Source organism: Acidaminobacter sp. (assembly GCF_030247605.1).
Lineage (GTDB): Bacteria > Bacillota > Clostridia > Peptostreptococcales > Acidaminobacteraceae > Acidaminobacter.
In genome coordinates this window covers 25,243-37,971 of the sequence record NZ_JAOTSB010000025.1, presented here as the reverse complement: position 1 = coordinate 37,971, position 12,729 = coordinate 25,243, and the positions used below count along the sequence as shown (strand labels likewise).

At 50.0% G+C, this 12,729-nt stretch carries 13 protein-coding genes; 1 reads left to right on the top strand and 12 read right to left on the bottom strand.

What is annotated here, in order from left to right; all coding sequences use genetic code 11:
* Nucleotides 1-269: 269 nt before the first annotated feature.
* The 12 genes from wecB to rpmE all read right to left on the bottom strand — a co-directional run bounded on the left by wecB (nt 270) and on the right by rpmE (nt 10,726).
* Nucleotides 270-1,406, bottom strand: coding sequence for a non-hydrolyzing UDP-N-acetylglucosamine 2-epimerase (gene wecB / locus OEL90_RS11410; RefSeq protein ID WP_291400314.1), 1,137 nt, complete (start codon nt 1,404-1,406; stop codon nt 270-272).
* Nucleotides 1,394-2,446, bottom strand: coding sequence for a glycosyltransferase family 4 protein (locus OEL90_RS11405; protein WP_291400364.1), 1,053 nt, complete (start codon nt 2,444-2,446; stop codon nt 1,394-1,396). The genes wecB and OEL90_RS11405 overlap by 13 nt, the downstream gene beginning before the upstream one ends.
* Nucleotides 2,447-2,619: 173 nt before the next feature.
* Complete coding sequence (locus tag OEL90_RS11400) at nt 2,620-3,108, bottom strand: deoxycytidylate deaminase (RefSeq protein WP_291400316.1); 489 nt, start codon at nt 3,106-3,108, stop codon at nt 2,620-2,622.
* Nucleotides 3,109-3,287: 179 nt separating this feature from the next.
* Nucleotides 3,288-3,917: a uracil phosphoribosyltransferase gene (upp, locus tag OEL90_RS11395; protein ID WP_300688651.1), complete on the bottom strand. Its 630-nt coding sequence runs from the start codon at nt 3,915-3,917 to the stop codon at nt 3,288-3,290.
* Nucleotides 3,918-4,015: 98 nt separating this feature from the next.
* On the bottom strand, nt 4,016-4,465 hold the full coding sequence (gene rpiB, locus OEL90_RS11390; protein WP_291400319.1) for a ribose 5-phosphate isomerase B: 450 nt from the start codon (nt 4,463-4,465) through the stop codon (nt 4,016-4,018).
* Between the two features lie 87 nt (nt 4,466-4,552).
* Nucleotides 4,553-5,665 carry an L-threonylcarbamoyladenylate synthase gene (locus tag OEL90_RS11385; RefSeq protein ID WP_291400321.1) on the bottom strand — a complete coding sequence of 371 codons (1,113 nt, stop codon included), beginning with the start codon at nt 5,663-5,665 and terminating at the stop codon, nt 4,553-4,555.
* On the bottom strand, nt 5,662-6,720 hold the full coding sequence (gene mnmH / locus OEL90_RS11380; RefSeq protein ID WP_291400323.1) for a tRNA 2-selenouridine(34) synthase MnmH: 1,059 nt from the start codon (nt 6,718-6,720) through the stop codon (nt 5,662-5,664). The genes OEL90_RS11385 and mnmH overlap by 4 nt, the downstream gene beginning before the upstream one ends.
* Nucleotides 6,721-6,813: 93 nt before the next feature.
* Nucleotides 6,814-7,884: a peptide chain release factor 1 gene (gene prfA / locus OEL90_RS11375; protein ID WP_291400326.1), complete on the bottom strand. Its 1,071-nt coding sequence runs from the start codon at nt 7,882-7,884 to the stop codon at nt 6,814-6,816.
* A gap of 144 nt (nt 7,885-8,028) precedes the next feature.
* Nucleotides 8,029-8,919: a peptide chain release factor N(5)-glutamine methyltransferase gene (gene prmC, locus OEL90_RS11370; protein ID WP_291400327.1), complete on the bottom strand. Its 891-nt coding sequence runs from the start codon at nt 8,917-8,919 to the stop codon at nt 8,029-8,031.
* Nucleotides 8,903-9,844, bottom strand: a complete 942-nt coding sequence (locus OEL90_RS11365) for a DUF1385 domain-containing protein (RefSeq protein WP_291400329.1) — start codon at nt 9,842-9,844, stop codon at nt 8,903-8,905. The genes prmC and OEL90_RS11365 overlap by 17 nt, the downstream gene beginning before the upstream one ends.
* Nucleotides 9,841-10,455 carry a thymidine kinase gene (locus tag OEL90_RS11360; RefSeq protein WP_291400331.1) on the bottom strand — a complete coding sequence of 205 codons (615 nt, stop codon included), beginning with the start codon at nt 10,453-10,455 and terminating at the stop codon, nt 9,841-9,843. Before OEL90_RS11360 ends, OEL90_RS11365 begins: the two co-directional genes overlap by 4 nt.
* A gap of 73 nt (nt 10,456-10,528) precedes the next feature.
* Entirely contained in the window at nt 10,529-10,726 is a 198-nt protein-coding gene (gene rpmE, locus OEL90_RS11355) for a 50S ribosomal protein L31 (RefSeq protein ID WP_291400333.1), read from the bottom strand.
* Between the two features lie 163 nt (nt 10,727-10,889).
* On the opposite strand from rpmE, the gene OEL90_RS11350 reads away from it, so the two are divergent.
* Complete coding sequence (locus OEL90_RS11350) at nt 10,890-12,683, top strand: transglutaminase domain-containing protein (RefSeq protein WP_291400335.1); 1,794 nt, start codon at nt 10,890-10,892, stop codon at nt 12,681-12,683.
* The last annotated feature ends 46 nt before the right edge of the window (nt 12,684-12,729 follow it).

The window sequence follows — 12,729 nt, the reverse complement described above, 5'->3', positions numbered from 1 at the left end:
ACCGAGATCTACACTGGAAATCTCGTCGGCAGCGTCAATGTGTATAAGAGACAGACTTTAACATTTGTTTTTGTTAATGATTTAACGTAATTATAAACCCAAGTTTAATATGCAGTCAATAGATTGTACTCGAATACAAGCATACAGTCATTATAACATGAGGTTTGTGACCAATATGAAATTATTTAAATATTTTTAAAATTGATCTTGTCAATAAAAAAACAGACCACATATCGGGTCTGTTTTTATATTAATAACTCACAAATTTTCTAAATTCCGCTCATTTCAGGTCTCAGTGCCGCTTTGATTCGGTTTACGATGCGCTGGGAAGCCAGGCCGTCCCCGTACGGATTGACCGCGTTTGCCATGGCCTGATAGGCCTCTGGCTGAGTCAGCAGCTCTTCACACATGGATATAATCTCATCCGCCTCGACACCCGCGAGTTTAACCGTGCCAGCCTCAACCGCTTCCGGTCTTTCAGTTTCTCGCCTGAGCACCAATACAGGCTTGCCGAGGGCAGGCGCTTCTTCCTGTATGCCGCCGGAATCAGTCAGGATCAGCCAGGATTTGGACATGAGATGCGCAAAAGGTTCGTAATCCAAAGGTTCAATTCTGTGAATACGGCTGCTGCCTTCAAAGTGCTCAGCGGCGATCTCTCTTACCGCAGGGTTTTTGTGCATTGGAAAAATCAGTTCAACTTCCGGGAAGCGATCCACGATGTGGCGGACGGCACTGAAAATGGCATGCATTGGCGCGCCCAGATTTTCACGTCTGTGAGCGGTCAGCAGGATCACTTTTTTGTTGTCATAATCAATCCCCTGAAGTTCCGGGACATCAAATGCATAATCCGGTCGAATAACACTTATCAAGGCATCGATTACTGTATTGCCTGTCTTCAAAATTGCCTTCTCGTCAATTCCTTCATTTAAAAGGTTTTGGACATTTTGCGCCGTCGGTGAGAAATGAAGATCCGCCAGACGCCCCGTCAAGCAACGGTTCATTTCTTCCGGAAAAGGAGAGAATTTGTCGAAACTCCTGAGACCCGCCTCGACATGGCCAACGCGCACACCCTGATAATACGCCGCCAAAGCCGCCGAAAACGTCGTTGTCGTATCGCCGTGCACCAGGATCATTTCAGGGTTAAACGCCTTTATCACGGGCTCCAGGCCCTTCAGGACGCGACAGGTTATGTCGGACAGTCCCTGGCCTGCCTGCATGATGTCCAGATCATAGTCCGGAACGATCTGAAACAATTCCAGCACCTGATCAAGCATCTCCCGATGCTGTGCTGTGACACAGACGCGGGCATCAAAGGCATCATCCTGCGCCAGTGCTTTAACCACCGGCGCCATTTTAACAGCCTCCGGGCGTGTCCCAAAGACCGAAAGCACTCTTATTCTTTCCACAAATTTTCCTCGCTTTCTTCTACAGATAGCCGTTCTCTGCTGATCGACCGCCTGATCGGAATAAGAATGAGCAGCACTGCCGCAGCGAGCGCTACAGTCATAGAGCCTATGGCGCCCTGGATCAGAAAGATGCCGGATAAGCCAAGCAGCACACTGATAAAGTACATGGCGAGAACAACCGTCCTCTGATGGTACCCAAGTGACAGCAGCCTATGGTGCAAATGGCCTTTGTCCGCTTCCATGATTGGCCTGCCGCTCAAAAATCTTCTGAGAATTGCGAAGGTCGTATCAAAAATTGGTAAGCCCAGTGCAAGAATTGGCGCTGCGAAGACAAGAAAAGTAGCACCTTTGATCGAGCCGTCAATAGATGTGGCCGCCAGCATAAAGCCCAGAAACAGGGAACCCGTGTCCCCCATGAAAATCTTTGCCGGATTAAAATTGTAAGGCAGAAATCCAAGACAGCTGCCGACTATGAGCACCGTGACCAGGGCTGTCTCAACGCGGCCGTTGACAATGGCGACGTAAGCCAGTGATGATGCCGCAATAATTGAGATGCCTGCAGCAAGGCCATCCAGGCCGTCGATCAGGTTGACCGTATTTGTAATGCCCACAATCCAGAAGATCGTGATTGGAAGGCTGAGCATGCCAACATAAATCATCTCCGACGCACCAAAATAATTCGTCAGGAAGTCAATTCTCGTGCCGCTGAAGAACAGGACCAGAGCAGCTGCAATCTGGGCAGCCAATTTGAGCTTCGCGGAAATTGGCTTCATATCATCAAAGACACCCGTCACGACAATAATGAGCGCTCCAGCCACCAGTCCCATTTCTTTTATGCCGGACATGGAATTGAACGCCAGATAAGTTGCCATGAACGCAATAAAAATAGCCAGGCCGCCCAATCTGGGAATGGGCTTGGAATGCACCCTCCGTTCATCTTTGGGCACATCAATAGCCCCGACTGCGTGTGCAACCCGGATCGCTACAGGGGTCATCAGATAACTGATCATTACCGACATAACAAAAGGCAGAAACAACATATACAATAAAAACACCCCTTAAGGGAACGCCTCCGGATGCTACAGGTCAGGCATTCAAATTCAGTCTCATTTTAACATGAAATGACTGACTTGCAATGAGATCCTTTACATTTGTAAATCTATTGTGACTAAGTCACCATACTTCTTCCAGACACGTTAATGCCAAAGACCGGTCACGCGCCATTTCCAAGGGAGTCATCCTTTTCCACCCATTCACGCTCCACATCCAACACTCTGAACCGGTCGCGGTCATCACGGATCAGGACGCGGGCGATCCCGGCGTTGATAACCAGGCGTTTGCACATGCTGCAGGAAGTCGCGTTCGCCACATAGCCGCCGCCATCCATTTCAATGCCGACCAGGTAGAGGTCAGCTCCGATCATATCCCGTCTTGCCGCTGATATGATCGCATTCGCCTCCGCATGCACAGAACGGCACTTTTCATACATCTGCCCGCTCGGAATGCCCAGCCTGATGCGTTCGCAATACCCGAGTTCCGTACAATTGGATCTTCCTCTTGGCGCACCTGTATAACCCGTCGCAATGATCTCGTCATTCTTGACAAGGATTGCACCGTAATTTCGTCTCAGACACGTTCCTCTGGCGAGGACAGTCTCGGCAATATCCAAATAATAATTGGTTTTATCTCGTCTTGTCGCCATCAGGTGTTCCTCCTATGAATCCATCCATCCCCAGGTGAAAAGGTATTTGGTACTAAATTCAAGCTCGGTTGCTGCCAGGCCCTCAAAGTCCGCCCTGAGCGCAATGGAAAAAAAGGACAGCAGTTGGATTTATGCAACGGACTGTCCTGCTTGAAAATCAAATTTTTAATAAGTTTCAATTATTTGGTGCCAAAGAGACGGTCACCGGCATCACCAAGACCAGGTACAATATACGCATGGTCATTGAGTTTTTCGTCAATGGCTGCGACAAAAATATCGACGTCCGGATGCTCGCTATGAACAGCCGCAATGCCTTCCGGGCAGGAAATAATCGAGATCAGCTTGATGTTTCTCGCGCCGCGGTTCTTGATGAAGCGAATGGCTGCGCGCGCAGAGCCGCCTGTTGCCAGCATAGGGTCGAGAACCAGAAGATCGCGCTCCGGAACATCCGAAGGCAGTTTGCAGTAATACTCGACAGGATTTAATGTCTCGGGATCCCTGTACAGCCCAACATGACCCACCTTTGCAGCCGGCAGCAGAGACAGAAACCCGTCAACCATGCCGAGGCCCGCTCTAAGAATAGGGACAATGGCAAGCTTTCTGCCTGCGATCGCTTTTCCCTTCATGACACAGATAGGCGTTTCAACCTCAACATCCTCAAGCGGAAGCTCCCTGGTAACTTCGTAAGCCATGAGCATGGAGACTTCTTTGACCAGCTCTCTGAACTCCTTGGCACCTGTGTTTTTATCCCGGATCAACGTCAACTTGTGCTGAATCAGCGGATGGTTTAGTTCAAATACCTTATTCATTTAAACTCTCCTCTCAAATTAGGCAATGTCGCTATACAATGACGCAGCCACCGGCTGCCTTATTTACAAAATTTAACTGCACTAGTTTCCAGCGCCGCTTACTTGGAATATTTCGCCTCTATTGAGGTCAGCAAATCCACTCTGCGCTCGTGCCGCCCGCCTTCAAAAGGTGTGGAAATAAAGGTTTCGACAATTTTTAGTGCCAGTCCAGCGCCTACGACGCGACCGCCTAGACTGAGGATATTCGCATTATTGTGGAGTCTTGTCATTTCAGCACTGTAGGTGTCTGCAACCACCGCCGCGCGAATGCCCTTCACCTTGTTGGCCGCCATGGCAATGCCCTGGCCTGTTCCGCAGACGACTATTCCAAGGTCTGCCGCGCCTGAGACGACCGCTTCCGCAACCTTCTCCCCATAAACCGGATAGTCGACCGACTCCGCCGAGTGGGTGCCAAAATCCGTCACGCTCACGCCTTTTCCTTTCAGGTAATTCACAATTTCCACTTTCAATTCAAAACCGCCATGGTCACTGCCGACAGCTATGTTCATGTTTTCCTCCCCTGAGCCTTTCATCACTTTTTTACAACACTTTCGATTCTATCATACACTATTTTGCGTCGATTTTTTCTATGACTTTTAGACACGGACCACTCGATACCCGGCTGCTTTAATCAGCCTGTTCATGATTGCCTTGCCAATTCCACTGTCTTCAACGGTTTCAGAGAGCACCACATCGATCTTGCCCGAATCAAACGCGCGAAGTGTCTGAAACAAATTCTGGGCCACCTGATCCAGCCGTTCCAGACTGCCAAGAGACAGGACCTCGCCGCTGTCCGCATAAATTTTAACGCGCTCATCAAAAGTCATGATCCCAACACGGCTGCCGGCCAGGGTATAGGCTGCAGCCCGCCTCAGTATCTCAGCCGCGACGGCTTCAGGTTCTCCCTCAAACAGAATGACTTCTGCATCAGGCGAATAATGCGTATACTTCATGCCGGGAGACCGCGCCTTTTCTCCCTCGAGGATTTTCCTGTCTACCGCCTCATCATACTTTCCGCAGCCCGCGGCGCTGCGAATCATTTCAAGGGTGATCCCGCCCGGCCTGAGTATGACCGGCTCTTCTCCCGTGACATCCACCACTGTGGACTCCAGACCTATTTCACTGAGTTCACCGCACAGGATGCACGCCACTCTGCCTGACAAGTCCCGGATGACATCTTCACACCGGGTCGGACTCGGCTTTCCGGACAGATTCGCACTGGGCGCCGCCACGGGAACCCCGCTGAGCCGGATCAGGCGCCTCGCCAGCTCGTGGACCGGCATCCGCACCGCAACGGTGTCCAGTCCGCCGGTGACCTCTGAGGGCACCTCCGGCCTCTTCTTCATTACCAGTGTCAGAGGCCCCGGCCAAAAAGCCGTCATCAGCGTCTCTGCCAGGGGCGACACCTCGGCCACCAGGCCGTTCAGAGCGTCAAGGTCGGCAATGTGTACAATTAAAGGGTTGTCAGACGGCCGTCCTTTAGCCTCAAAAATTTTACGGATAGCCGATGGTTTCAGCGCATTCCCCCCCAGCCCATAGACGGTTTCCGTGGGAAAGGCCACTGTTTCTCCATCTTGAAGGAGCTTCGCTGCGAGAAGGAGCTCTGCGTCAGAAATGACCGCTGTATCCGAACCCAGGATCAGCGTGTTGGAAGTACCGGTACCATCGGCAAAAAACGCGCTCTGAACGCTTTGATCCGGATTTCTCACCTGTCCGTCACCGCCTGATGCTCATACCACCGGTGGATTTCCTGCGCGGCGTCCTCAACGGATTCTACCCAGACTTTGAGGTCATAGTCGTACTGGACTGACGTGTATTCATATTTAGGATCATAATAACGCTCCATCAGTGCTCTGGCTACCGGACCGTAATCATTCGCTTGAATCAAAGCCTCAAATTGGTCCACGGTCTCATTGCCGAGGTGCTTTCTGAAGTTGTCCATGACCGTCAGAAGCTCCGCCTTGGAGCTCTCGTGACGCGTGTACTCGCTCACAATTTCCCGCTCCCTGAACCACATTGGGGCATCTACAAAGATGTGTCTGCCGCTGCGCATGCCGGCAAGCACCGCGTCGTCAATGTTGACGCGGCCCAGACGCTTGCTCTCTGCCTCGACAAACACGTCCCCGCTCTTTGATCCCTTCAGAGCCCGGTACAGACGATCTTCGAAGGTCTTCTGCGTTGGCTGGGGCTCCAGTCCGACGCGGCCGAGCATTGAACCTCTGTGATGGGCGAGGGCTTCTATGTCTATGACATCCAGCCCCTGCTCCTCCAGGCGGTTGAGGATCAGCGTCTTGCCAACGCCTGTATTGCCGTGAAGCACGATAAATCGCCGGGCTTCACTCAGCTCTTGGAGCGCCTGCAGCATATATTGCCGATACGCTTTATAACCGCCTTCAATAACACAGACATTATGTCCGATAGCCCTCAGCAAACTGGCAAAACTTTGGGAGCGCATGCCGCCCCGGGCGCAGAACATGGCAATTGGTCGACCCGTCGCCTCAATGGACAGAAAATGCTCGTACAGCTCCGGAAGCTGAGCAGCTACCGCTTTTATGGCGCGGCGTTTGGCTTCCAGCACACTCTGCTTTTTGTAAGCCGTTCCTACCTCAGCCCGCAGTTCGTCACCGAAAATAGGGAGGTTGATGGCCTCTCCTATGGTGCCTTCTCTGTATTCACCGGGTGATCTGACGTCAATCAGCTGCCACTGATCCAGGGCATGGTCCCGACCCTCGATCTGGTCATAAGGAATCCACATTTCTCTCATTTTTTCACCTGCTTTCATGACTTACCGCAAAAATGCGACAGGCGGGTCATGGCTTTTGTTGAGTCGCCACCACCCGGCTGTCGCAGTTTCAATTTATTCTTCCATAGTTTTCATGGCTTCAGCCTGATAATGGGTAATCAGCGCATCCACCATTTCCTCTATTTCCCCTGCCATATAGGCGTCAATTTTATAGACGGTCATGCCTATGCGATGATCTGTAATCCGCCCCTGAGGGAAATTATACGTCCTGATTTTGCCGCTTCTGTCACCCGTGCCAACCTGACTTTTGCGCTCCTCGGCAATTTCGGCGTTCTGTTTTGAAAGTTCCGACTCATAAAGTCGCGCCTTCAGGATCTGAATCGCCTTTTCCTTATTGGAGAGCTGAGACTTGCCATCCTGGCAGGAGACGACCATACCGGTCGGCAAATGTGTGACCCTGACCGCAGAGTCAGTCGTATTGACGCTCTGGCCGCCGTTGCCCGAAGACCGGAAAACGTCAATTCGGAGGTCATTCGGGTTGATATCCACTTCGACGTCATCCACCTCAGGCAGTACAGCGACCGTGGCAGTGGAGGTATGAATCCGTCCGGCAGACTCTGTCGCAGGCACGCGCTGGACTCTGTGGACGCCGCTTTCGTATTTGAGCTGCGAGTACGCACCTTTTCCCTTGATCATGACAGACGCCTCCCGAATGCCGCCAACGCCGCTTTCAGAGGTGTTCATCATTTCGACTTTCCAGCGCTTCTTTTCAGCGAAGCGAATGTACAGCCTTAAAAGCTCTGCTGCAAAAAGACCCGCTTCATCACCGCCTGCGCCCGCGCGCACCTCGAGAATGACGTTCTTCTCATCATTGGGATCCTTTGGAATCAGAAGCTTTCGCATCTCGGCTTCAATTTCGCCCAGCTCTACTTCCAGCTCTGAAATCTCCATTTTGGCGAGCTCCCTCAGATCCTCATCATTCTCTTCCATGAGGATGGTTTTGGCTTCAGCCATACTATTTTTAGCTATTTTGTAGGCTCTGTATTTTTCGACGATTGGTGTAATCTCCGCGTGCTCTTTCATGTAGCGCTGCCAGAGCCTCTGATCGTTGATGACTTCCGGGTCAGCCACTTTGGCCGACAAGTCTTCATATTTTTCTTCTAAAAATTCGAGTTTATCAAACATGTTTCAAAAACCCTCTCCCAAAGTTTCTATGAACTTTGCAAAACTTTCCAAACACCGGATCATTTGCTTTCACCGGATATTTTCATTGAGTATACGCCCCTTGCGAGGCGCGGATCACTTATAATTCAGAGGTCCAAAGTTATTTTATACGGCTGCACGGCTCTTTACCGCTGTCACAACGCGGTCATTGCCCTGCAAATCCCGTATGCATTCTACCTTTTCCCAGACCCCTGCGTCAAGCAAAAATTGTTTAACTGGCGCTGCCTGGTCATGCCCAATTTCCATCACCAGACGCCCACCGCTGACTAGCGGCCTGTGGGCCATGACCGCAAGACGCCTATAGGGCCCGAGTCCATCCGGTCCGCCGTCCAGCGCCAGCCGCGGCTCGTGAACTCTGACCTCCACTTGCAGCGACTCAATGACCTGGGTTGGGATATAAGGGGGATTGGAGGCGATCAAGTCAAAAGACGCCGCCTCAGCACCCGCAAGAAAGTCAAACATGTCCGCCTCAATCAGTCTGACGCGCTGATCCAGACCCAGCCGCCTTACATTTTCTTCCGCCACAGCAAGTGCCTGGGGCGAAAGATCGACCGCCGTCACTGACGACGCTTCATTGTAATGCGCAATGGACAGCGCTATAGCGCCACTGCCGGTTCCGAGATCCGCTACCTTAAAAAAGTCTGCCGATGGTCGCGCTTGTTCCAGCGCCTTCAAATGTGACAACGCCATTTCAACCAGCAGCTCAGTATCCGGCCGCGGAATCAGCACCCCCGGTCTCACCAGAAAATCGAGCCCCATAAACCCCGCATGGCCAAGCAGATATTGAAGCGGTTCGCCCTCAATTCTTCTGGCGACCATAGCCTCAAACTTTTGAGCTGCCGTTTCGTTGAGAAGCGTTCGATTCTCCATGAACAGCTTCAGACGATCCCAGCCAAGTAAATGGCACAGCATGTCTTCCGCTTCCCGACTGGCGTTGTCTGTAACGGCTGAAAGCGCTGATCTAGCAGTTACAAGAGCGCTATGAACTGAGGACATTCGCCTCGGCCCCTTCTATTTCAAGTACTTTGTGGAGTGCCGCAAGCGCGACCTCAAGCTGACGGTCATCCGGCTCTTTGGTAGTGAGTTTTTGCATCATCAGACCCGGATAGCTGACTGCCCTTACCAGAACGCTGTCACTTTTGCCCGCCCATTTAATAATTTCATAGGAAATGCCCGCGATGACAGGCAGTAAAAGCACCTTAAGCACAATGCGCATGAGGAGGTTCGACCAGCTGATAAACGAAAAGACAATAATGCTGACGACGAGCACGATAAAAAGAAAACTTGTGCCGCAGCGCGGGTGCAAGGTCGTAAACATTCTTGCGTGTTCCACGTCCAGCGGCTGACCGCTTTCCAGGCAGCTGATCGATTTATGCTCAGCGCCGTGGTACTGGAATACACGCTTAATGTCGCGCATCTGTGAAATCAACGAAAGATAGGCTATAAACACACCAATCTTGATGAGGCCTTCCGCAACCGTCATGACAGTGGTGCTCTCAAGAAAGCCCCCCAAAAACCTGGCTGTCAGCGTTGGAATGGCGGCAAACAGAACAAAGGCCATGACAAAAGCGAAAATCATGGAGATCCCGACAATGATGTTGTCTGCTTTGTCTCCAAATTTATCCATAATCCAGCGGTCAAATTTACTCGGCTCATAGCTTTCATCCGCTTCAGAAAAAACCTCAGCAGAATAGGTCAACGCCCGTACGCCGACAGCCATTGAAGAGATCAAGCCAAAAAATCCTCTTAGAACTGGTATTTTTCCAATTTTTTTCATCCACGGTCTTGTTTTTAAAGCTTCTACTTTGATATCTATTTCGCCATCCGGTCTCCGAACAGCAATGGCAATTGTGTTGCGGCCTCTCATCATAACGCCTTCTATCAAGGCTTGGCCGCCAATTGCCGTGTAGTTCTTTTTCATAATGACGCCTCACTTCTTTGATGCTCATAGGCATCCCGAAGTCCAAAATAGCATTTTGGACAAAGTGACTGATACTCGACTTGATCCAAGCCGTCAATGGCGACCTGTTCCCCTTCGAAAACAAATCTGCCGTTAATTTTTCTTCCATTTAATAATGCTTTTTTTCCGCAGGTACAAATGGTCTTGAGTTCTTCGATGCTGTGAGCCAGGAGCAGCAAGCGCCCGCTGCCTTCAAACCCCTCCATTCTGAAGTCGGTTCTAAGGCCATAGCAAATCACGGGAATTTCACCTTTGACCGCTATTTCAAAGAGATCATCCACCTGCGCTTTTTTAAAAAACTGAACTTCATCCGCCAGGATACAGTCGACTCTGCCATTCTGTTCCATCCAGTCTTCGACTTCGTTTATCACGGAAGCTTCTGGCGGGATCCAGAGATCGACTTCTCTGGAAAATCCCAGCCTTGACACAACCGTATTCGCGCCTTTTATATCTGTCATTGGCTTTAGGATCATCACCCTCATGCCGCGTTCTTCGTAATTGTAGGCGACCTGAAGCAAGTTGGTGGACTTGCCGCAGTTCATGGCGCCGTATCTGAAATACAGTTTGCTCATGCTCTGTTAGAAACCTCCCGAATAGTAAAACAGGTTAGAGATTTCCATCTCTAACCCAATTACTGAAGTGATTCTATAAGCCATATTTCTGCTTGAATTTGTCTGCTCTACCGCCGCGCTCAACTTGCTTCTGCGTACCGGTATAATAAGGATGACACTCTGAACAAACTTCGACATGGATTGCCTTGTTAGTCGACTTTGTCTTGAAAGTGTTTCCGCATGCGCACTTCACTTCAACTTCATTGTAGTTAGGATGAATGCCCTCTTTCACCTACGTTCACCTCTTTCCGATTAGTACTGAGTTCACTTTATAAATAATATGAGATTGGTAGCGTTCTGTCAAGCCATTAAATTATAGCACAAGGTCTTTCCTGATGCAAGTCCGCATGATATAGTTATCCTGTATTGAAATTGACCAAATGATCGTAAGGGGGGTGTCTGCAATTCAACGCATTCAAACTGTGAAAAAAGCACTCTGCGCATTGTTGATTTCAGTGATTGCCCTGGCCCCACTGACCGAAGCTGCAGGCAGCTTATCTTTCGGAAACAGCGCAATCAGGGAGATCTCAATCTATCTGAATGAAAGAAAACTCGAATTTAAAACTATGCCTGTTGTCCGTGGCGGGATCGTCTATGTGCCGCTCATTGAGCTCGCCTCTGAGCTTAGGCTGTATTATCAGCGTCATGACGAACAGGACGCCGTCCTCTATAAGAATAACCTGTTCATTAAAATTGTCAAGGACAGCGAGACCGCCTACATCAACGGCGCCCCAATCTCTTTACAAGGGGCGGTCTTCGAAGAAGACAACCGGCTTTACCTGCCTGTAAGTCTGATCGCCGCCGCACTGGACTTCCAGGATAGCTGGGATCCGGCGACCGGCACTTACACTTTGGTGTCCGGCGAGGCAGGATACAAATTTACCTTCTTTAAAGATTCGTTTTATAAGAAGATTTTTGTAGATGCCCATGGCGTCAACATTTCAGTCCCGCTTCACTGGGAACGTCTGACATCAGAACGCCAAAGTTTTGGTTTTATCGACAGTTATGAACAGTTCAGCGTCGAAATCATGGCGGAACGACAAGGGGCAGGCACCACTCTTGAAGATTGGCAGGAGACGGTCCTTGATGATGTCAAAAAAGCCGGGTCGGGCCTTGCAGGCACCATTGGGATCGATACCATGACCACCACGAGAATCGACTCACATTCTCTTGAATATGACGTCCGTCAAGGACCCGAAATCATTCACAACGTCAACTATGTCTTTTTGCAGGAAAATATTGGCTATAATCTACATTTCGCCTATAACGATTACATTGATCCGGTCTACGCCAAAAGTATTATTCGAAATGTGGCTGAAAGCTTTCAGGTCGACATGCTGACCATACGGGAGTCGGAGGAGCATTATGTAGAATACCGGAATTTCTTTGAGTTCGGCGTCACCCTGGATCACGAGCTCTTTTCAAACCAGCTCGCTTTTAATTCCCAGCGCTTTGAAGGTACACTTCTTAACCCGGACGGAGTCGAACAATTTCTGATCACAGTTTCAAAAGGAACCGACAAACTCGAATTTGTCGTGCCTGTCCAAGGGGGGAAATTCAGCACCAGGATTTACCTGCCGTTTGGTCTTGGCAAACACAACGTTCTGATTGAAACGCTGGATAAAAACGGATTCATTTTTGACGCAAAACGGGATCTCAACTTTGAACCGCGGATCAATTACCACCGCAATAATGTCATGCAGTTCAGCCTGATCAACACGAGCAGTGACAAGATCCGTTATTTGGTGCCTACCGTCAGAATCCCTGCTGATCACGAGCAAATTTCAAGCGTCTCAAATTTGCTGAGCTACAAAGAAGTGACGCAATACGGAAAAGCCCGGGCATTGTATCTCTGGATTCTCGAGAATATTGAATTGGACGACTCAAGAGAGCCATTTAAGAGAAATGCACTGGAGGTCTTCGACAAGGAAATTGGCACCGAAGAGGAGATTGGCCTGCTTTACGCTTCCTTTTTAAGAGCTATTGGGATCCCCGCCAGAATGACGACCGGCGAAGGCATTGCACACCAACATATCTGGGTGGAGGTTTTCATCAACGGTGAATGGCGTGTCATGGATATTGGACACGAATACACTGCCAACACTTCAAATCCGCCACTAAAATATTTTTGGCTGGATCGGGCTGCCTTTTATGAGAATTATGAAAATATCACTTCATTAAATGAATAAGAAAAATAAGGAAATAGAGGAAGCCACGCCATGAAAGTCAGAACTT